22 protein-coding genes are annotated in these 21081 nt (G+C 55.3%); 15 read left to right on the top strand and 7 right to left on the bottom strand.

Going from position 1 to position 21081, the window contains the following annotated elements; all coding sequences use genetic code 11:
- Positions 1-33 precede the first annotated feature (33 nt).
- Entirely contained in the window at positions 34-651 is a 618-nt protein-coding gene (locus MY069_RS15180) for a TetR/AcrR family transcriptional regulator (RefSeq protein WP_482794631.1), read from the top strand.
- A gap of 277 nt (positions 652-928) precedes the next feature.
- Here MY069_RS15180 and glmS read toward each other — a convergent pair whose 3' ends face one another.
- The gene (gene glmS / locus MY069_RS15185) at positions 929-2764 is read right to left on the bottom strand and encodes a glutamine--fructose-6-phosphate transaminase (isomerizing) (RefSeq protein ID WP_482794632.1); all 1836 of its coding nucleotides are present in this window, start codon (positions 2762-2764) and stop codon (positions 929-931) included.
- 175 nt (positions 2765-2939) lie between these two features.
- Positions 2940-3482 (bottom strand): hypothetical protein, encoded by a 543-nt coding sequence (locus MY069_RS15190; RefSeq protein WP_482794633.1) that lies wholly within the window; start codon positions 3480-3482, stop codon positions 2940-2942.
- 157 nt (positions 3483-3639) lie between these two features.
- Here MY069_RS15190 and glmM point away from each other — a divergent pair, with 157 nt between their 5' ends.
- Positions 3640-4989: a phosphoglucosamine mutase gene (gene glmM, locus MY069_RS15195; protein ID WP_482796718.1), complete on the top strand. Its 1350-nt coding sequence runs from the start codon at positions 3640-3642 to the stop codon at positions 4987-4989.
- On the opposite strand, the gene MY069_RS15200 is transcribed toward glmM, so the two are convergent.
- Positions 4982-5590: a thiamine phosphate synthase gene (locus tag MY069_RS15200; RefSeq protein WP_482794634.1), complete on the bottom strand. Its 609-nt coding sequence runs from the start codon at positions 5588-5590 to the stop codon at positions 4982-4984. The genes glmM and MY069_RS15200 overlap by 8 nt on opposite strands.
- 1 nt (position 5591) lies before the next feature.
- Here MY069_RS15200 and MY069_RS15205 point away from each other — a divergent pair, with 1 nt between their 5' ends.
- A complete protein-coding gene (locus MY069_RS15205) occupies positions 5592-6251 on the top strand; it encodes a YggS family pyridoxal phosphate-dependent enzyme (protein ID WP_482794635.1) in 660 nt (219 codons plus the stop codon).
- Here the strand turns inward: MY069_RS15205 and MY069_RS15210 are convergent.
- The gene (locus MY069_RS15210; protein WP_482794636.1) at positions 6245-6832 is read right to left on the bottom strand and encodes a TetR/AcrR family transcriptional regulator; all 588 of its coding nucleotides are present in this window, start codon (positions 6830-6832) and stop codon (positions 6245-6247) included. The genes MY069_RS15205 and MY069_RS15210 overlap by 7 nt on opposite strands.
- Before the next feature lie 89 nt (positions 6833-6921).
- Here MY069_RS15210 and MY069_RS15215 point away from each other — a divergent pair, with 89 nt between their 5' ends.
- Complete coding sequence (locus MY069_RS15215; protein WP_482794637.1) at positions 6922-8322, top strand: NAD(P)-binding protein; 1401 nt, start codon at positions 6922-6924, stop codon at positions 8320-8322.
- Here the strand turns inward: MY069_RS15215 and MY069_RS15220 are convergent.
- On the bottom strand, positions 8319-8519 hold the full coding sequence (locus MY069_RS15220; protein ID WP_482794638.1) for a hypothetical protein: 201 nt from the start codon (positions 8517-8519) through the stop codon (positions 8319-8321). The two genes, MY069_RS15215 and MY069_RS15220, sit on opposite strands and share 4 nt — an antisense overlap.
- 169 nt (positions 8520-8688) lie before the next feature.
- Here MY069_RS15220 and MY069_RS15225 point away from each other — a divergent pair, with 169 nt between their 5' ends.
- A complete protein-coding gene (locus MY069_RS15225; RefSeq protein WP_482794639.1) occupies positions 8689-9300 on the top strand; it encodes a TetR/AcrR family transcriptional regulator in 612 nt (203 codons plus the stop codon).
- A gap of 11 nt (positions 9301-9311) precedes the next feature.
- The gene (locus MY069_RS15230) at positions 9312-10154 is read left to right on the top strand and encodes an NAD(P)H-binding protein (RefSeq protein ID WP_482794640.1); all 843 of its coding nucleotides are present in this window, start codon (positions 9312-9314) and stop codon (positions 10152-10154) included.
- 33 nt (positions 10155-10187) lie between these two features.
- Here MY069_RS15230 and MY069_RS15235 read toward each other — a convergent pair whose 3' ends face one another.
- Entirely contained in the window at positions 10188-11015 is an 828-nt protein-coding gene (locus tag MY069_RS15235) for a DUF2306 domain-containing protein (protein ID WP_482794641.1), read from the bottom strand.
- 138 nt (positions 11016-11153) lie between these two features.
- Between MY069_RS15235 and MY069_RS15240 the strand changes: the two genes are divergently transcribed.
- Positions 11154-12182: an AraC family transcriptional regulator gene (locus MY069_RS15240; protein WP_482794642.1), complete on the top strand. Its 1029-nt coding sequence runs from the start codon at positions 11154-11156 to the stop codon at positions 12180-12182.
- Positions 12183-12696: 514 nt separating this feature from the next.
- Here MY069_RS15240 and MY069_RS15245 read toward each other — a convergent pair.
- Positions 12697-13209, bottom strand: coding sequence for a L,D-transpeptidase family protein (locus MY069_RS15245; protein WP_482794643.1), 513 nt, complete (start codon positions 13207-13209; stop codon positions 12697-12699).
- A 97-nt stretch (positions 13210-13306) separates the two neighbouring features.
- Between MY069_RS15245 and MY069_RS15250 the strand changes: the two genes are divergently transcribed.
- The 8 genes from MY069_RS15250 to MY069_RS15285 all read left to right on the top strand — a co-directional run bounded on the left by MY069_RS15250 (position 13307) and on the right by MY069_RS15285 (position 20999).
- The gene (locus MY069_RS15250) at positions 13307-13993 is read left to right on the top strand and encodes a response regulator transcription factor (RefSeq protein WP_482794644.1); all 687 of its coding nucleotides are present in this window, start codon (positions 13307-13309) and stop codon (positions 13991-13993) included.
- A gap of 156 nt (positions 13994-14149) precedes the next feature.
- Positions 14150-14791: a DsbA family protein gene (locus MY069_RS15255; protein ID WP_482794645.1), complete on the top strand. Its 642-nt coding sequence runs from the start codon at positions 14150-14152 to the stop codon at positions 14789-14791.
- A gap of 71 nt (positions 14792-14862) precedes the next feature.
- On the top strand, positions 14863-15849 hold the full coding sequence (dusA, locus tag MY069_RS15260) for a tRNA dihydrouridine(20/20a) synthase DusA (protein WP_482794646.1): 987 nt from the start codon (positions 14863-14865) through the stop codon (positions 15847-15849).
- Between the two features lie 98 nt (positions 15850-15947).
- Complete coding sequence (locus MY069_RS15265) at positions 15948-16388, top strand: hypothetical protein (RefSeq protein ID WP_482794647.1); 441 nt, start codon at positions 15948-15950, stop codon at positions 16386-16388.
- Positions 16389-16486: 98 nt separating this feature from the next.
- The gene (locus MY069_RS15270) at positions 16487-16777 is read left to right on the top strand and encodes a putative quinol monooxygenase (RefSeq protein ID WP_482794648.1); all 291 of its coding nucleotides are present in this window, start codon (positions 16487-16489) and stop codon (positions 16775-16777) included.
- Positions 16778-16786: 9 nt separating this feature from the next.
- On the top strand, positions 16787-18010 hold the full coding sequence (locus MY069_RS15275) for an acyl-CoA dehydrogenase family protein (protein ID WP_482794649.1): 1224 nt from the start codon (positions 16787-16789) through the stop codon (positions 18008-18010).
- 64 nt (positions 18011-18074) lie between these two features.
- On the top strand, positions 18075-19523 hold the full coding sequence (locus MY069_RS15280) for an MFS transporter (protein WP_482794650.1): 1449 nt from the start codon (positions 18075-18077) through the stop codon (positions 19521-19523).
- A gap of 27 nt (positions 19524-19550) precedes the next feature.
- Entirely contained in the window at positions 19551-20999 is a 1449-nt protein-coding gene (locus MY069_RS15285) for an MFS transporter (RefSeq protein WP_482794651.1), read from the top strand.
- Positions 21000-21081 lie beyond the last annotated feature (82 nt).

Below are 21081 nucleotides of genomic sequence, written 5' to 3' on the forward strand. Positions count from 1 at the left end.
TGATCATTCACACTTTTCCTATATTCTAATCCAATGAACGAAAAACTCGATACTCGTGAGCAAATCCTCCATGCCGCCATGGAGCGTATCATGCACTATGGCTACGCCAAGACCACAATGGCTGAGATTGCCCGCGACTGCGGAATGTCGGCTGGCAACATCTATCGATTCTTTGCCTCAAAGATAGACATTGCGGAAGCCATGGCGCGCAAGCTCAATATGGAGATCAACGCCCAGAACGCGGCATTGGTGCGCAGCAAACTGCCCGCCGCCGAAAAGATGCGCGTGTTCCACCATACTGCATTGAAAACGACGTTCGAGAAACTTGATAAGGATGCGAAAGTTCTCGAAGTTGCAGAAGTGCTCTCGAGCGAACGGCCCACCTTCGCCAATGAAGAAATGGCACAAGAGCGCGTTTATTTGGTTCAAATCTTGGAGCAGGGCGTCTCTGAAGGCGTGTTTGCATCGATGGAAAACCCCAATTTCATTGCAGAAATGATGCAATCAGCGACGATGAAGTTCCGATATCCCCAGCTTTGGTCGCGGCTGACTTTGCCGAAGCTCGAGCGCGAATTGGATGGCGTTATGGACATCATCCTGGCTGGGTTGAGCGTTTCTATTAAAACGCGTGAGAAATTGAACGCTGAATAATTTTCAAATCATTCATTGAATTTTGTTTTTGAGTCCCTATCTGATGTTCACGGGCAGCGAATAACCGTTGTCCGAAACGCAAAGAAGGACAAATCCCATGCGTGTTTCCTCCCTATCTGAAGCTCGGACGAGCTTCATCGCTTCAGCCGTCTCTCTTCCGCTCGCCGTGTTCGGCGCCGCCCTAACCATTGGGTTGTTCGGAACAGTTGTATGAGCTTGATCTAGCGCCCGGTCTGCTTCCCTCGCAGGCCGGGCCACGATCATACCAATAATTGAATTATTCGACCGTCACAGATTTTGCGAGATTTCGCGGTTGATCGACATCCGTGCCTTTTTCGACCGCAATATGATAAGCCAACATCTGCACGGGAACCGCATATAGAATAGGCGCCACAAATGGGTGACAGGCAGGTACTTCAATCCCATTTTCCGGCGTATCCCCAGCCTCTTTCAAGCCCTCAGAATCGCTGATCAGCAGGACATTTCCGCGCCGAGCGGCCACTTCTTGTAGGTTCGATAGTGACTTGTCGAACAGGTTATCAAACGGCGCCACAAATACGACCGGCGTCTCTTCATCAATCAGCGCGATCGGACCATGTTTCAGCTCTCCGCTGGCATAGCCTTCGGCATGAATATAGCTGATTTCTTTCAGCTTTAGAGCGCCTTCCAATGCGATCGGATAGTGTACGCCGCGGCCCAAATAGATCACATCCCGCGCCTTCGATAGGTCCCGCGCAAGGCCTGCAATCGGAGCGTCCAGCGCGAAGCTCTTAGAGATCAAGCGCGGAATTCCGCTCAGCGCATCAACCAGTTCAATCTCGCGCCCGCGATCGATCGATCCTCGCGCTTTGCCGGCCGCGATCGCTCCCGCCGCGAGGGCGCATAGCTGCGCGGTGAAGGCTTTGGTCGAAGCGACCCCAATTTCCGGGCCGGCCAGAGTTGGCAACACCAAATCAACTTCGCGCGCGATCGTCGAGGTCGGGACATTCACCACCGCTGCGGTTTTCAGTCCGGCCTCTTTGCAATAGCGCAGGGCAGCCAGCGTATCGGCGGTTTCGCCCGACTGGCTGACAAAAAGCGCCAGTCCGCCAGATTTTGGCAGCGCAGGTTCGCGATAACGAAACTCCGACGCGATGTCTGTTTTAACCGGCAATCCGGCGATTTGTTCAAACCAATATTCGGCGACGCAGGTCGCATAATAAGCGGTCCCGCAGGCGACCATGTGAAGGTGGGTAACTTCCGCCCAGTCGATGGCTGCTTCGTCGCCCGGCAGCTCAATCGATTGCTCCAGTGCGTTGACATAGGCCCCGATCGTGCGCGCCGTACTGTCGGGTTGCTCGAAGATCTCTTTCTGCATGAAGTGGCGATAATTGCCTTTTTCAACCGCGGCGCCCGCGGCTTGCACGATGGTTTCGGGGCGGGAGACAACCGCGCCGCTGGTATCAAAAACCTCGTAAGAGCTTTGCCGCAAGACGCACCAATCGCCTTCTTCGAGATAGACGACTCGATTGGTGAACGGGGCCACGGCAAGGGCGTCCGAGCCGAGGAACATTTCATCCTCGCCAACGCCAATCACCAGCGGTGACCCTTTGCGTGCCCCAATCATCAGGTCCTCATGACCTTCGATGATAATCCCCAGCGCAAATGCTCCCTCCAAATCAGCGAGCGAGGCTTTCACGGCGCTGATCGGATCCGCGCCTTTTTTCATATTGGATGTGATCAAGTGGGCGATGGTTTCAGAATCAGTTTCCGTTTCGAACACATGGCCCTGCTGCTCCAATGATTCGCGGAGATGGCGGAAATTCTCGATAATGCCATTATGGACAAGCGCCACAGATCCAGAAACGTGAGGGTGCGCGTTCTGTGTGTTCGCAGCGCCATGCGTGGCCCAACGGGTATGGCCGATGCCGACGCTGCCAGAAATCGGAGTTTCGTTCAAAACGTCGCGCAGATTATTCAGCTTGCCTGCGGCGCGCCTGCGATCGAGTTTACCGTCATGGAGTGTGGCGATACCGGCACTGTCATAGCCGCGATATTCGAGCCGCCGCAACGCTTCCATGGCGCGATCCGCCGCCGAGCCTTGCTGGCTTAAAATACCAATGATTCCACACATCTACTCTTGCTCCACGCTTGCTGTGTCGTCCCGCGGTGTCCCTAGTCCGATCATCGCGATCCCGTCATTGCAAATCCTATTACTGAATGTGTCGAAGACACGAACGCAAAAAGGTAACAAGGGGACCCTTTGGATCCCCTTGTCAGTAGAATTCTATTGAAAAAGCAAAATTAGCTTAAGAGCCGCTGACGCTAGAGCCGGCATTTGCGGCCCGGCAGCAGCGCACTTGCATTTCAAGCACCTGGCTATTGAAACGGCACTGCTCATTGTTCAGCTCACGCAGGAAGGAAAGACCTCCCGCGCGGTGGGTGTAGCGCGTTTGAACGCAGCCCATCACCGTATAGCCTGGCTCACAAGTTCCAGTCGTAGATTGCTGAACCGTAGTGGTCTTACAGTCTAGGTCTTTTTCGGACAGATGATTGGCCAGCGCAAAAGCTTGATCCGCACGGCTTTGCGCAGCATCGGCAGACGATTGTGCATTTGCGGCTGCGGCCATGGCGCTGTCAGAAATCTGACGCGCTTCGCGCAAGCTCATATTTGTTTCAGCAAGCGCGGTGGCGTTGCCGTCAATTTCGACCTTTAGACGGCAGACTTCTTCTGACGCACGGTCTGGGTTGGCGCAGTATTCTGCGACAGTCATATCGGATGGAAGCCCCGTGGCGCATCCGGCGAGTGAAGCTGCGAGCATACCGCCCACTAGGAATGATTTCATACGCATTTTGCGTGTCCTCTCTTTTCCCCAACAGCGCCTGACATGCAGAAGATGTGCCATCAGGGTCTGTATCCTGACTTGGAAACTTCAGCGAAATTGTGGCATGGCGCCTGTAAGGACTGCAGCAAACCGTTCAGAATGGGACGAAGCAAGGAATTAGCGCATTATGAAACGCAAATACTTCGGAACCGACGGAATCCGTGGCACGGCGAACACACCTCCGATGACGCCGGAGATTGCAATGCGTTTAGGAATGGCAGCTGGAAAGTACTTTCGGACGACGAGTCCGCGCCGTCACAGTGTGGTTATCGGGAAAGATACAAGACTTTCCGGTTATATGATTGAGCCGGCTTTGGTGGCTGGATTTACCTCTGTCGGAATGGATGTGACCCTGTTTGGGCCGCTGCCAACGCCGGGCGTTGCGATGATGACGCGATCTTTGCGAGCGGACCTCGGCGTAATGATATCGGCCAGCCATAACAGTTTTGAGGATAATGGGATCAAGCTGTTTGGCCCGAATGGATACAAATTGTCCGATGAAATCGAGCTGGAAATTGAAAGCCGCATGGATAAAGCGCTCGACGATAAGCTTGCGGGTCCCGGGGATCTCGGTCGCGCTAAACGCGTCGATGACGCCCAAGCGCGTTATGTTGAAATCGTCAAAGCCAGTTTCCCGCGCCGGATGAACCTCAAAGGGCTTCGTATCTGTATCGATTGCGCGAACGGGGCGGCCTATAAGGTGGCACCCGCTGTGCTGTATGAGCTCGGGGCGGAAGTGTTCAAAATTGGCGTTGAGCCGAACGGGTTCAATATTAATCTCGAAGTCGGCTCCACCGATACAAACGCGCTCAAAGAGGCGGTTCAAACCTACCGCGCAGATATTGGAATCGCGCTCGATGGCGATGCCGATCGTTGCATCATCATCGATGAAAAAGGCAATGAGGTTGATGGTGATCAGTTGATTGGGTTGATTGCGGAGCACTGGAAAGCGCGCGGCCAACTCTCGGAAGCGGGCGTGGTCACGACAGTGATGTCTAATCTTGGGCTCGAACAGCATTTGAAGAGCCTGGATTTAAAGCTGGAGCGCACCAAAGTTGGCGACCGATATGTCGTTGAGCGGATGCGAGAAGGTGGGTTCAATCTTGGCGGAGAGCAGTCTGGGCATATTGTCATGTCTGACTATTCCACCACTGGCGATGGTTTGATGGCGGCATTGCAAGTGCTGGCCGTCATGGTTGAGCGGGAAAAGCCGCTCTCTAAAATTGCCCACGTGTTCGACCCGGTGCCGCAGAAATTGGTCAATGTACGCTACAAATCTGGTGCGCCGCTCGAAGAAGAGAGCGTGAAAGACGCGATTGCTGCCGCCGAGAAAGCGCTAGGCGAGAAAGGCCGCTTGGTCATCCGGAAGTCTGGGACAGAGCCGTTGATCCGGGTCATGGCCGAAGCGACGGATGCGAAATTGATGGATGAGGCGGTGGAATCTGTCGCCGAGGCGGTTCGCGCGGTTAGCTAAGCCCTTCGATTGCGGCAAGCCCGCCCGCGTCCGCGATTTGGAGAGCATTCGCCGCTTTAACGCCACCCAAGGCGAACAGAGGCAGCGGCGCTTTTTGGCATAGCCGGGTGAATGCCAGTCGCCCCATTGGCGCGCCTGCGCTCTTGCTGGTCGATGGAAACACGGTCGAAACCAAAGCAGCATCCACGCCGGTTTTTGCGGCCCGATCGATCGCGCGTCTCGAATGCGCGCTTGCGGTTTGAAACATGAAACGGCCGCGCCATTTCCGCGCTTCGGCAAGTCTCGCTTCCGGCCAGTGGACGCCATGCGCGCCGACTTCAAGCGCCAGGCTCGGATCGGCAGCGATCAGCAGCTTCAGCCCCCGGCGCCTCGCAACGCCTGCCAGCCTAGGCGCCATATCAAACCGGTCTTCCGCGCCAAAGTGCCGATAAATGATTCCGCTTCCATCAGGCAAGGCTGCAGCGATGCTCAACGGGTTCGGCGTGCGCTGGGGGTCTGTGAGGAATAAAAGCGGCGGCAACACGGGCGGAAAATGGGTCTCAACCCGCCGGATTGCGGCGCGCCACTTGCGAGCGGAGACGGCTTGGTGTTTCAACCCCATAATGAGCCACGATACACAGACCCTAACCATCCGCGAAGCCCGCGCGCGCATCCTTTCTGAGATCGGCGAGAGCGTCACTTTGGTCGCCGCTTCAAAGCGCCAACCCGACGAACGGATCGAGGCGGCGCTGGAGGCTGGACAAACGGTCTTTGGCGAAAACCGGGTGCAGGAAGCACAAACACGTTGGAGCGCGCGCCGCGCGGAAAATTCAGACCTGCAGCTGCGTTTGATTGGTCCGCTACAAACCAATAAGGCCGAAGAGGCGGTTCAGTTGTTTGATGTGATCGAGACGCTCGATCGCGAGAAGCTTCTCAAGGCGCTGATCAAAGCGATCGACAAAAGCGGCGCGCAGCCGCCGGAGCTATTGATCCAGGTCAATACGGGCGATGAGCCGCAAAAGGGCGGGGTGAGCATCGACGGGCTTGAGGCGCTTCTGAAGCTAAGCCGTGAAACCTATCCGGGCGAGATCACTGGATTGATGTGTATTCCGCCGGCCGATGAACCTGCTGCACCTCATTTTGCTCTCCTGAATAGACTTGCAGATCGGCACGATCTTAGGACAATCAGCATGGGAATGAGTGGCGATTACGCTTTGGCGGCGCGGATCGGTGCTACGCATGTTCGGGTTGGGACGGCGCTGTTTGGCGCACGCGATTATTGATCTGCGTGCTTGGCGATGATCGCATCTAAATGAGTTGTCACGGCGCGCATGATCAGATCTCGCCAAGCGGCATTGGGGATCAGTTCCGTCGCCTCGTGATCTTGTAGGCTGACATAACCGTGCGTGAGCGCCCATAATTGCAAAGCGGCTTCACGTTTCTCGCGACCGGATAAAGAGGCTGGGAGCGCGCGGGAGATTAAATAGGTCAGCCGGTTAAACGCCTCCTCACCCACCGCAATCGCAGCGGAGGAGGGCGTGTAGCTTGGGTCTCCGCGTCCAAAAATCAGCTCATAATGCCCGCGATGCTCAGCCGCCATTGCGATATAGTTAGATAGACCGAGCAATACTGTTTCGCGGGCCGGTAAGTCGGGATCTTCGATATGGATCGCCGCCATGACCATTTGGAAGCCTTCAATATAGAGCGCATCCAAGATGCCTTGCTTGCCGTTGAAGTGATTGTAGATACCGATCGTGGAGACGCCGGCACGCTTTGAGATGGCGCGCACGCTCAATCCACCAGCACCCGAACTGGCGAACAGATCGGAAGCCGCCATTAGGATTTTTGCTTTAGCCTCGACCACAGATACATTCCACTTGACTTTCAATAACAGTGTTATTAACACGCAATAACACTGTTATCAAGGTCTATGATGCTGACGAGGAGACTGACATGTCTGCGGAGAAATTTGAGGTCGATTATCTAATCATTGGCGCCGGTGCGATGGGCATGGCGTTCGCGGATATCATCTTGTCAGAAAGCGATAAAACGGTGCTGATTGTCGATATGCACCAGAAGCCGGGTGGGCATTGGAATGACGCCTATCCGTTCGTTACCCTGCACCAGCCCTCCGCCTATTATGGCGTCAGTTCTAAAGAGCTCTCAAAAGGGGTGGTCGACACGATCGGCCTGAACAAAGGCCTGCAAGACCTCGCGACGGGGCCGGAGATCATGGCCTGTTTTGATGAGGTCATGCGCTACCAATTCCTGCCGACGGGCCGCGTCACGTATTTGCCAATGTGTAAGTATGAAGGGGATGGCAAGATCTCGGCGCTGACCTCAGAAAAGACGTATGACGTCGTCGCGCGCGAGAAAATCGTTGATGCGACTTGGCTTCGGACCACGGTGCCGTCCACGCACACGCCGAATTTTGAAGTCGTCGACGGCGTCAAAATGATGCCGCTCAATGATCTTCCGAAAGTCTCAGAGCAGCCCTCGCGTTACGTGATTGTTGGCGGTGGTAAGACCGGCATCGATGCTGTGATCTGGCTGCTCGAGAACCATGTCGATCCTGATCAAATTCACTGGGTGCGCCCGCGCGATGCTTGGTTGATGCGTCGCGAGACCACCCAGCCCGATCCGAGATTCTTTGCAGCCACGATGGGGGCTCAAGCAGCGCAAATGGAGGCGATCGCAAGCTCCACCTCGATCGACGACCTATTTGATCGAGTTGAGCAGGCGGGGATCTTTGTACGGATTGATGAGAGCGTGCGTCCAACCATGTTCCACGGCGCGACGATTTCTGACCCAGAGCTTGCGGAGCTTCGGAAAGTAAAAAACGTGATCCGGAAAGGGCGTATCCAGCGCATCGAACCAGATCAGATCATTTTCGACGACGGCACGCTGCCAAACGATCCTGATACGCTGTTCGTGGACTGCTCGGCTTGTGCGGTCGGTAATTCAGAAGAGGCGATTGTTTTTGAAGGGGATACGATCCGTTTGCAGACGGTTCGAACCGTCCAGCCGGTGTTTAGCGCCGCGTTTATCGCTCACATTGAGCTGACCCGTGACACCGAAGAGGAAAAGAACCGCCTCTGCCAAGTCGTTCCGCTTCCCAATCATGCCACGGATTGGATCCGCATGCAGAACGCTTTCATGATGAACCAGTTCAATTGGTCGCAAGAAAAAGACTTGCGAAAGTGGCTGCGTGACAACCGTCTTGATGGCTATTCGCAATTGGTCTCAGGCATTCAAGAAGACGAAACTGAAAAGCTCGCTATCATGAACAAGCTGCGTGAGCATTCCGTGCCGTCGGTGATGAAGCTGCAGGAATATATGGCGGAACTGGCCTAGCCTATCTCGGGCTCGCTCCGGTCGACGACATAATAGCCTTTGCGCGGATTAAACCCGATCATGTTAGCTGGGGGGCGCTCGGCCGCGTCGACGGCGTCGTCATAGGTCTCATATGGCCCATGCTCGCCGCTTTCGGTGACAAGATAGAAGCTCCCAAATTCAGGGCGCTCAGGTGCATACTCAGTCAGCTGAAACATTGCAGCCTCCTTACGAAGCCCGCCCCGTATTAAGAGTTCGGTGATTCGTGTGGCGGGAATGTGTCAATTGGTTAACACGCGGTTGATCTTTCTCATGGGTGCTTGACGGACGCGAAGTTTTCGCTACCTACGAAACGTAAGTTACGAATGGTAGGTAATGAGTCTATCTATGTCCGATACCGAACAGCGTCCGAAGCGTCTGACCAAAGCCGCGCGCCGTCGCCAGCTTTTAGACATCGCCAAAGCGATGCTGGAAAGCGGGGACGCGGATGCCTTGACGCTCGCCGTTTTGGCGGAGCGAGCCAAGGTCAGTAAGCCCATCGCGTATGACCATTTCGGGACTCGCTCGGGTCTTTTGATTGCGCTCCTCGACGACACCAGCCGGTTCTACGAGACAGATGCTGAGGCCAAGATCGAACGAGCGTCAGCGACCGTCCCTGCCGTCGCGAAGATTGTCGCAACCGCTTACATAAACTGTGCGCTAGAGGCTGGACCCGCGTTGACACTCCTAGCCGCTGCGGTTGAGGCGGATTCTGAAGCCCGGGATGCAGGACGCGCGGTTCAAATCAATCATGCCGCCAGTTTCGAACGGGCCTTTGAGCGCGTCTTGGTTGCTCGGCCGGAGCAGCTAAGTCCCTTGTACAAAGCGCTCGTCGCAGCGGCGAATGCAATTTGCGATGATCTGCATCAGCATAAACTCACCACAGAAACGGCGATTGAAACGCTCACCCATCTTTTGGTGACGAGCCTCACGCCCTTCGCCCAACGCACAGATATTTAAAGGAGACGCGGATGATTTTGGTAACCGGAGCGACGGGGAATGTCGGAAGCGAAATCGCGCGACAACTGATTGCGCGGGGAACACCATTTAGAGTCTATGTCCGTGACGCCGAGAAAGCGCGCGGCATGATTGGCGAAACAGGATATGAGACCGCGCTCGGCGCGTTTGATGACGAGGCCGCCTTCGCGGCGGCGCTCGACGGCATCGACGCCGTCTACATGGTCACCAATCAGAGCGACGCGTTTAAATCCGATCTCACGCGGATTGTGCAACAAGTGAAGCAGGCCGAGATCGAGCGATTTGTGATGCTCTCTGCTGAGGGCGATCCAGAGAGTGATATTTTCTTTGTCCGCCGTACCGGAGAGCTTGAAGCGATCGTGCGGGAAGCGGACCTGAACTGGACTTTCTTGCGCCCCGATTGGTTCATGCAGAATTTTGCCGGCTTTGTTGCCGCCGGCATGGTCGCGTTTCCCGAAGGCCCCGGGAAGACGAGTTTTGTAGATGTGCGCGATGTTGCCGAAATCGCAATTAAAGCGCTGACCGAGCCGGGGCACACCTATCGCACCTATCGATTGACCGGTCCGGATGCGATGACCTTTGCCCAAGCGGCGAGTCGTATCAGCGCTGTGTTGGGTCGCGAGATTCCATTTGTTGGCATCACGCCCGAACAAATGCGAGACGGTTTGATCGCACAAGGCGCTGAGCCTTGGTATGCTGAAATGAACGCTGAGATGACGTTTGCCGTTCGAATGGGCATGTCCTTCAGTCCCTCAAATGACATCGAGTTTTTGCTGGACCGTCAGCCGCGTGCGCTGGAGGTGTATGTTGCGGATCATAAAGCCGGATGGGGGTGATGAAGACAGCGCAGCACTGACCGTTTCACGTCATCAACTAAAACTGGATAACCAGAAGATCTGAGCGGCCATGAAAGCGCCGAGCGCGGTGGCGACGCCTAGGCAGACAACAACCACACTCATTAGCACTTTCAATGCGTCATGCTTGGCGTCGGCCGCGCGAAAATACAGCTCCAGAAAAGCCAACGGCACGAGAGTTACACCGAAATTCAGGGCAATGTCGAACGGGCCGTCCAACATCGAGGTCGAGCCCGGCATCGCTCCGCCGGTCACCAGCGCATAAAATCCAAACCCTAAACGCATATACCAAACGCCGCTGACCGCCAGGAACAAGCGCAAGGTCCAGCGATGATGTGCGCGCAAATCCCGCTGCATCGCCGTTCGCGCAGCCAACACCGCAAAGGCGATGATCGCAATCCCGTTCAGCGAAACGCCGATATCATTGACGGCCGCACCAATGCCGTTGCGCGTCCAGGTCAGATACAGCGCACCAATCGAGATCAGAATCGCGCTGGTCGCATAGACCCGGCCATTCCAGCGATGAAAGGTTCTGAACCGATTGCGAACCGCTGGAATGAACTGAACCGGACCGCAGGCGGTGATGATCAGGGCGAAAAAAATGTGCAGCAAGATATTGATATTGCCGATCAGATCCCCGGAGATGAATCCGTTAAACATGCGGCCATCCCAGGCGTCGAAATCGCCACGCATCGCAGAGCCGCCATAAAAGGCGGCGATATCGGCGACGAACGCCATTTGCCCGAGCGCGGTCATCAAAAACCAGAATTGTGAGGCGTGTTTCAACATCTGCCGGGCGGGATAGAGCGGTGTCTGTCCCGGGTGGACGGTTATCTCTGTCATGTTACTTTCTCTGCGTTCGAGGGCTCTCTCCAAGCCAAATGTATCGAACCTGAGATGCTGGCGGCATGACGCCTTCCATCAAAGACATGACATCTGGTAACAGATAACAGAACAACCCCGCTGAAAGGCTTATCCCTCATGGCGCAAGCGACCGTTTCGGCCGGATATGCCACTAGTTTAGTAGACTTGGCGGTGTCATTGGGCGCGAACCGAACGGCCTTGCTTCAGCGCGGCGGGCTCAGCGAAGACGATTTAACCGACCCTGAGACGCGGGTTAGTTTTGCGGTTTTCAAGACGCTGATGCGGGCAGGTAAGGAGCTTGCAAACGCGCCATCATTGGCGCTCACATTCGGCGCCCTCGTCAATTTTGAAGACTTGTCGATCGTTGGCCTGGTGGCCCATGCCGCGCCGACCATGCTGGAAGCTTTTCAGCAGATGAACCGCTATCATCGTCTGGTCATCGAGGTCGAGGGCGTCGCGGAAGGCGAGGACCGATTCAAGCTGGTTGAGCGCGATGACGGCTTATGGATCGACGATACGCGCAAAAACCCCAATGATTTTCCAGAGCTGACCGAGTCGACGCTCGGACGGTTCATTTGCGGCTATAATCGCAACTTCAAAAAGAGACGCCTGGTCAAGATCGCTCATGTAACGCATGCCCGACCAAGCTATGGCGACGAGTATGAGACCGTGCTGCAATGTCCGGTCGTCTTCGGCTCAGATCGCAATTCGATGTTGGTTGATCCGGCCTGGCCGAAGCTGCAGCTTTGGCCAAAGCCGCGTTACGTATTTGGCGTGCTGACCAATCATGCCGAACACTTGCTGGACGAGCTGAAAGCAAGCCGCACAGTGCGCTCTGAAGTCGAACAGCATCTCCTGCCCATTTTGCACACCGGCGACGTCCACATGCAGACCATTGCGACGACGCTCAATATGTCGCGTCAAACACTCTACCGAAAACTCAAATCAGAAGGTGTGACTTTCGAAGCGATCCTAGATGAGCTCCGGCACAAAATGGCGCGGCATTATTTGGAAGGGGAAAAGGTCTCGGTCAACGAAACCGCTTATCTGGTCGGCTTCTCTGATCCAAGTTCTTTCTCTCGCGCGTTCAAACGCTGGACCGGCCACAGTCCCGGTAAGCTCAAAGCCTCACCGCGTAAGCACTAACCTAATGAGTTGCAATTTAATCACGACCGTTCCTGACCCAGCCCAGTCATCAGTTTCCTGCGTTAAATGGGAGAATGCGAGGACTGCGTCATCCTCGATCGCGGAGCGGTCTGAGGATCCAGCGCGAGAAATTACAACACGCGCGTGCGGGCCGCGATGGGACCTCAGACAGCCTGCTGCTGTCGAGGGGGACGCGTGTCGTGAGCATCTTCCAGGCAGCCTCATCCTGAGCGACGTCGAAGGACGAGGCGACCTCACTGCAAAGTCCCTGGAAGCTCAGCCCTTTATCCTTCGACTTCGCTCAGGATGAGGGGCTCCTACGGAAACGGCCGCGCGCACCCCGCGTTCCTGACGAAAGTCAGGATCTATGGCGGCAGGGTGCGATCTCGAGAACATCGGCCAGTCGCCATGGGTGCCAGCTTGCGCTGGCAGAGCGGTAAAAGCGCGGGCACCGTCGTCTGATGTCTGCTCTCGACCGAACGCTGTAAGTGCCGTGATCGGAGCGCGCGTTCTCTCAAACCTCGATCTCAAGAAATGTCTCAGCCGACACGCGCGCCAAAACCTCGAGCATATCTTCAAGCGAGACGGCGACACAGCCTTCGGTGGGACGGCCATCTTCGTGCTGCAGGTGAAAGAAAATCGCACTGCCTAGGCCTGGCACGACAGGATCGTCATTATGCGCGAGCTCAACAATCACGTCATAGGCGTGGTCTTCGCGCCAGAGGTTTTCATGGCTGGCGGCGAAGGGCAGGGTGACGGGCCGGTTATAAAGCGGATGGTGCGGCGCATCACACCAGCCATCGCTTTGCCTAAGCGAGATCACCGGTAAATTGGTTTCCGGTCGAGCAATGCGATCGGCGCGATAGAAAACGCGTTTGAGGCGCCATGCTCCGCGCGGGGTGGCGCCGTCACCTTCGCGTTTGTCTTGGGCGTCGACGACACCGCCTCGCCCGATGGCGCATGTGCTGATCAAATTCCCCGCTTTAAATGATCCATCGGCGGATGCCGTTAACGAAAAATCAGTCACGCACTGCTCTCCTTTTTGTTACATCAGCTGAAGAACCGTGTAATGAAGTGTTTGAATTCATTCTCTATCTGCTGCCCACTAGACAAGGGAGAAAGTCATGGCGGTGACCAAAACCATCCTGCTCGTGGACGATGATAATGAGCTGCGCGAGGCCCTCGCGGAGCAATTTGATCTTTATGAAGGCTTCACAGTGCTGCAAGCCGAAAATGCAACAACCGGCGTAAAACTGGCTGAAGCAGAACGGACGGACCTCATCCTCTTGGACGTGGATATGCCGGATATGGACGGTCGCGAGGCCTGCAAGCTGATGCGCACACGAGGGGTTCGGGCGCCGATTATCATGCTGACAGGGCAAGACAGCGATGCGGATACAATCTTGGGATTGGATAGCGGCGCCAATGATTATGTCACTAAGCCGTTCAAATTCTCTGTTCTACTGGCCCGCGTTCGCGCGCACCTGCGCAGCTTTGAACAAAGCGAAGATGCGACTTTTGATGTTGGTCCATATGAGTTCCGGCCGAGCATGAAGCTCTTGGTGAAAGAGGATGATCGCAAGATCCGCCTCACCGAGAAAGAGACCAATATTCTCAAATATCTTTATCGCGCCGGCGGTAAGCCCGTAGCGCGGGAAGAGCTATTGTCTGAGGTTTGGGGATATAATGCGGCGGTCACGACGCATACGCTCGAAACGCACATTTACCGTCTGCGCCAGAAAATTGAGCCAGATCCGGCAAATGCTCGGCTCTTGCTGACCGAGGCGGGCGGGTACCGTCTGTCGCCATAATCGGACGCACGGCGTTCAATACATTAGGGAATTGGGTCTCTCGGAGGTGGTCGATGCCTGACTAACCCTCGGGAAGACTTGAATCCTCGGTAAAAAGGCTCGACGATTGATCCGGAGCGGCAAGTGAGACCGCAAATATAAAGAGGATCCCCAATCATGAGCGCTACCGTCGATGTCTTCTGGTCTTTTCGGAGCCCATATTCCTATATCGCCACGCCGGATTTGCTGAAGCTGCGCGAGGATTTTGATGTCGAGGTCAATCTGCGGCCGGTTTTGCCCATTGCCGTTCGCGCCGCCAGCACGCTATTCTCTGGCGACCGCAAACCGGCGCAATATATCATCATGGATTCGTTCCGGCGGGCTGATTTCCTCGGCATGAAGATCTCGTTTCCGATGCCCGATCCGATTGTCCAAAACTATGAGACAATGGAAGTCGCAGAAGAACAGCCTTACATTTATCGCCTCACGGGGCTGGGCGTTGAGGCAGCGCGGCGCGGCAAAGGGATCGAGCTTGCCTATCATGTTTCACACTTGATCTGGGGCGGTGAGCCCGGCTGGGATCAAGGCGATCGCTTGGCCGAAGCAGTGGCGAAAGCGGGCTTAGTTCTCGCCGAGTTGGAGGCGAGCATAGCAGCCAATGACCCAATGAAAGAGGTCGAGGCTAATCAAGACGCGCTCGAGGCGGCCGGACATTGGGGCGTGCCGACCATGGTTTTCGAAGGCGAACCCTTCTTCGGCCAAGACCGCATCGAAACACTGCGCTGGCGTCTTGAAAAGAAAGGCCACAAGCGGTCTTAAGCTCGGATTGAAACACACGCCCTCCAACCTCTGGTAATCTGGCAGTGTGCAGACCGGGCGAGAAATCGATCATGCCGAATAATCTAGACTATAGGTTTTCAATTGCCCCGATGATGGATTGGACGGATCGGCATTGCCGGTCGTTTCATCGGGTGCTGTCGAAGCGCGCGCTGTTATGGACTGAAATGGTTACCGCGGATGCGGTTATCCATGGCGATCGTGAGCGCTTGATTGGGTTCTCAGATGATGAACATCCGATCGTGCTGCAACTTGGCGGCAATGAGCCGGACAAAATGGCCGAAGCGGCGCGTATCGCTGAGCGCTTTGGCCATGATGAGGTCAACATCAATTGCGGTTGCCCATCTGACCGCGTTCAGTCAGGCGCGTTTGGCGCTTGTTTGATGCGCGAACCAAAAACGGTTGCGGCTTGTGTCGCGGCGATGCGCGCGGCGGTTTCAATCCCGGTTACTGTGAAGTGCAGGATCGCGATTGATGAGGATCCGCCAAAGGAGACATTGTATAATTTCGTCGATCAAGTCGCCGATGCCGGGTGTTCGGTGTTTACAGTCCATGCCCGCAAAGCGTGGCTCAAGGGGCTCAGCCCGAAAGAGAACCGCGAAATTCCGCCGCTGGACTATGATTTGGTGCAAGCGCTCAAACATGATCGACCCGACCTCACCATTGTCTTAAATGGCGGCATCAAAACACTCGAAGACAGCGCCGCGCATCTGAAAAATTTTGACGGTGTGATGCTCGGTCGCGCGGCTTATCAAACGCCAGATTTACTCGGCGGGGTGGATCAAGCTCTGTTTGATCCCGAGGCTGCGGTGTTAAGCCCGTTCGGCGCGGTACTCGATTATCGACCCTATATCGAAGCGCGACTGGACGAGGGCGTGCGCCTCTCCTCGATGACACGGCATATGCTTGGCCTATTTAGCGGCATGCCAGGCGCGCGTTTGTGGCGACGCGTGCTCAGCGAAAAAGCGCCCAAGCCAGGGGCCGGTGTCCACGTGTTGGACGAAGCGCTCGAAGCCGTCGAATCGCGGGCCTTCGCCTGAGGCAATCTCCTAGGAAGACGAAATGACGCGTTGGATGAAACGTCATTTTGGTTTTTATATGTAGCGATCGCTACAATTTTTGCTCAGGAGCGCCCAAGATGTATTCCCTCAAAGCCCACAAGACCTATCTGAAAATCTCAGCCTTCTTCGTAATGCTTTATGGTCCAATCTTTTTCCTTGGAACCTTTGACGCAACGGTTGAGCCGGTTAGGTTCACCACCGACTTGCTGGCTTGGCCAATCGATGGCGCTCAGACGTATGCGCCCGGCGATACGCGGTTCATTGGCGCGCTGGCCGGCGGGTTTTTGATGGGCTGGGGCGTTTTGATTTGGAGCCTCTCCGGAACGGCCTATGACGCGGCGCCGGAAGCCATTCGGCGTGCGGTTGTCGGCGGTTATCTCGCTTGGTTTGTGCTCGACAGCGCTGGCTCGATCACATCAGGCCATGGATCGAACGCTCTGTTCAATATCATTGTGCTGATCTTGTTTGTTGGCCCACTTTGGCGCTCAACCAAAATTGAACATGTTCAAAAAACATAAAGGATGCTAAACAGGTTTCCCGGGGGGAGGGCTTGTGGTTCGCTCCGGTCGCCATACTGTGATCTGGAACAGATTGATAAGACATGAGGAGACCCGGGATGATCGGCGTTGTTGCAACACTTGAGATTCAGGACGGAAAGCAGGGCGAATTTGAAGGCGTCGCTAAAGACCTAATGGCGAAAGTCAAAGCGAATGAACCAGGCTGCCTGACCTATCAGCTCTATAAAGCTAAAGGGTCGGACACGACTTATATTTTCATGGAGCAATACGCCTCCGGAGACGCGCTCAAAGCGCATGGCCAGACCGATTATTTCAAGGCTGCTCAGCCTGGCCTTGGCGCTTGTCTCGCAGGCGCGCCGAAAATCGAAATGTTTGACATCGTCGAATAGGAGCCTGTGATGGATCTATCATTCACGAAAGAAGATCTTGCATTTCAAAAAGAGGTCCGCGACTGGATCGCGGCCAATTACACCGACGAGCTCAAAGCGCGCAATGCGATGTCGAAGAACGGATATCTCGACAAGGACGGGATGCTCGAATGGCAACGAAAGCTAGATGAGCGCGGGTGGTTCGTCGCCAATTGGCCTGAAGAGTTTGGCGGCCCCAATTTGAGCGCGGGGCAGCGCTATATTCTGAACATGGAAATGGCCGCTGCGGGCACACCGCAAATGTCACCAATGGGCAAATCCATGGTCGCGCCAGTGATCATGGCGTTTGGCAATGACGCACAAAAGGCGGAGCACTTGCCTAAAATCAAACGCTCTGAAATCTGGTGGTGCCAAGGCTATTCTGAGCCTGGTTCCGGCTCTGACCTTGCTTCGCTGCAAATGAGCGCGGTGCGTGATGGCGACGAATATGTGCTGAACGGCTCCAAGATTTGGACCACCCATGCGCAATGGGCCGATTGGATTTTCTGCCTCGTGCGCACGTCGAAAGAAGGCAAACCACAAGAAGGCATTAGCTTCCTCGTCTTCCCGATGGACTTGCCGGGCATCTCCGTGTCCTCCTTGCCGACGCTAGATGGCCCAACCGACAATCAGCAAGAGATCAATCAGGTCTTCTTTGAAGATGTGCGCGTCAAAATCGAAGACGCGCTCATCGGCGAAGAAAATAAGGGCTGGACCTACGCAAAATATTTGCTCCAGTTCGAGCGCGGAAACGCATATGCACCCGGGCTCAAGAACGCGCTGCAGAAGACCAAAAAGCTTGCCAGTGTCGAGCAATCTGGCGGCGAGCCTTTGCTCAAGGATCCAGACTTCCAGCGCAAAATTGCGGCGATGGAAATGAAGATCGAAGCGCTCAATGCCACCGAGCTTCGTATCTTCTCAGCTTTGTCTGCAGGTCAAGCGGTCGGTCCTGAGAGCTCGATGTTGAAATGCGCAGGCTCTGAGGCGCAGCAGGCGATTTCCGAACTGTCGCTCGAAGCGGTAGGCGGCTATGCGGCGCCGTTCGTGCAAGACACATTCGCCGTGGCCCGCGCCGGTGCGAACAGTGACCTTGCAACGCCCGATTATGCCGGGCCGGTCGCGCCGAGTTATTTCAACTATCGCAAGACGTCGATCTATGCAGGATCGAACGAGATCCAGCGCAATATCATGTCGAAGATGGTTCTTGGGCTGTAAGCCTTACTAAAACGGTGAAGCGGGCCGAATGAAAGAAGCCCGCCACACTTTCTGAGGAGGAAGAATGGCCGAAGCAGCTGAGCGTAAAGCTGGTTTCTGGACGAAACTCGCATACGGCTTCGGCGCCGTAGGGGATGGCGTCAAAAGCAACGGTTTCGAGTATTTCCTGCTACTCTATTACGGCCAGGTGCTTGGCGTAGACTTCGCCTTGGTTGGCGCAGCTCTTCTCATCGCAATGATCATCGATGGCGTGACCGATCCTGTGGTTGGCTACTGGTCAGACAATTTACGCACTGGGTTCGGACGACGGCATCCTTTTATGTATGCAGCGATCATTCCGGTCGGCATCGCCTACTATTTTGTCTGGAATCCGCCCGCGGGCTTAGAGGGGAACGAGCTGTTTCCCTACCTTTTAGCGATCACCATCGCGGTCCGTGTGTCCTTCACTTTTTATGACGTCCCGAGCAGCGCCTTGGTCGCGGAACTTACCGACGATTATGACGAGCGGACCTCGTTTCTGTCTTTCCGGTATGTGTTTGGCTGGATGGGCGGCTTGTTCATCGCGGTCTTCGCTTTGCGGTTTTTGCTGGTTCCTACCGAAGAATATGGCAGCGGCTTCTTCAATATCGATGGGTATGAAACCTACGGCTTGATGGCAGCAATCATGATCTGTGCGTCCGTGTTCATTTGTGCGGCGGGAACGCATTCGCATATTCCGCATCTGCGTCAGCCGCCTGCCCCCCGAAAAATGAGCATCGGCCTTGTGTTCAAAGAGATCCGCGAGACGCTCTCAAATAAGTCGTTCCTTTGGTTGTTCGTCGCGACACTGTTCGGGTTTATGGCCTCTGGTGTCGCCGCGACGCTCAACTATTTCATCAATGGATTTTTCTGGGAGTTCACAACAAGTCAGACCGCCTTGCTGACTTTGAGCGTCTTCGCATCAGCCATTCTCGCATTCGTGCTCGCCCCGATCGTTTCGAAAACGCTGGGCAAGAAACGCGGCGCTTTGATTGTGGGTTTGTTCGCATTTACGATCGCCCCGATGCCGGTCCTGTTGCGATTGGCAGGTGTGATGCCAGCTAACGGTACCGAGACCCTATTCAATCTCATCCTCGGTGTGACCGTGATCGATGTTGCTTTGATCATCACATTCCAAATCCTCTCGAGTTCGATGATCGCCGATATCGTCGAAGACAGTGAGCTTAAAACCGGGCGCCGGTCTGAAGGCATTTTCTTTTCTGGTATCTTGTTTATGCGCAAGCTCGCTCGCGGCAGCGGTTTGTTTCTAGCCTCGCTGGTTCTCGCGGCTGCTGATCTCTCTCGCGACATGCAACCGGGTGAGCTTTCATCTGAAACGCTGACTGTGCTTGGAGCCGGGTATGCGTTTGGCTTGCTTGCGCTGTGGATGACGATGATCATTCTTCTCTCACGCTACAAAATCAGCCGCGAAGACCATGCTGCCAATCTTGCGGCCCTTGAGCGAGCGCGTGCTGCCAAGAACGTCGCCGAATAATCATACAGAGCTATCCTAGGAGCCCATATGTCTGACGCTGCCAGCGCTGTGCCGCACAAACCCGGTCTTTTGACTCGCATCGCTTATGGTATTGGCGGCGCCGCCGGCGGCATCAAGAATAATGGCTTTGATTATGTGCTCTTACTTTTCTACAGCCAGGTGCTCGGGCTTTCAGCCGTCTTGGTTGCAGCAGCTCTGTGGATCGCCCTGATCTTTGACGCGGTCTCGGATCCTGTCGTCGGTTATTGGTCAGACAATCTCAAAAGCAAATATGGGCGGCGTCATCCCTTCATGTATGCGGCGATGATCCCGATTTCGATTGGCTTTTTCTTCGTGTGGAATCCGCCCGCAGGGCTTGAAGGCATGGGTTTGTTTGGCTGGCTCCTCACGCTGACCATATTGGTGCGTCTGATGTACACATTGTACGAGGTGCCACAGCATGCGCTTTCCGCTGAACTGACCCAAGATTATGACGCGCGCACATCTCTGATGTCGTTCCGCTATTTCTTCGCCTGGGTGGGCGGGCTGAGTGTTCAAGTCATCCTGTTTGCGTTCTTGCTGAAGTCGACGGAGGAAGACCCATCCGGGTTCTTCTATTTGGATGGCTGGCACACGTATGGTTTGCTCGGGGCGAGTTGTATCTTCCTCGCTATTTTCTTGTCCTCAGTCGGGACGCATCGGCAGATTCCGCACTTGATGCCGCCGCCCGCTGCGCGAAAACTTACGCCCTTGAAAGTGGTGGCGGAGATTTGGGAAACTGTCTCCAATCCATCCTTCCGAGCGCTGTTCATCGCCACTTTGTTTGGGCTGCTTGCAACGGGCGTATCAGCCACGCTCAATCAATATATCAACGGGTTCTTCTGGGGCTTCACGACTCAACAAATTTCGGGCCTCACGCTCGCCGTCTTCATGTCACCAGCGCTGGCCCTCGTGATCGCGCCCATCGCTGGCAAAGCGTTTGGCAAAAAGCGCGCGGCGATAACGATCGGTATCCTCGCCTTCACCATCGCGCCCGCTCCAGTATTTGCACGTCTACTGGGCCTGTTTCCGGCGAACGGCACCGATGAGCTCTATTACACAATCTTGCTCATCACCGTGTTCGATATTGCTCTGATTGTTGCCTATCAGATGCTGGCGGCCTCTATGGTGACTGATATTGTTGAAGAGAACGAATTGAAGACCGGCCGCCGGTCTGAAGGGGTCTATTTTGCCGGCATCAGCTTCATGCGGAAACTGGCGCAAGGCATCGGCGTCTTGAGCGCGTCTGTCATCCTCGCGACCGCATCCATTGTCCCAGGGATGCGACCTGAGGAGGCGAGCGCTGAATCGATTGCGATCCTCGGCTTTGGGTACGCGATAATGTTGCTCACGCTTTGGTCACTGATGCTGATCTCCGTCAGTTTCTACCGGATCAGCCGTGATGACCACGAGAAAAACTTGCGAGCCCTTGCCGAAAAGCGCGGGCAAGACGCTTAGGTTTCCGTAACAATAACAGGTGCCTAACTGAAATGTCATGTCTGCCCAATTGCGTCCGCCAGTACGCCGGAATAGAGCCATA

Source organism: Hyphomonas sp. ske169 (genome assembly GCF_056850855.1).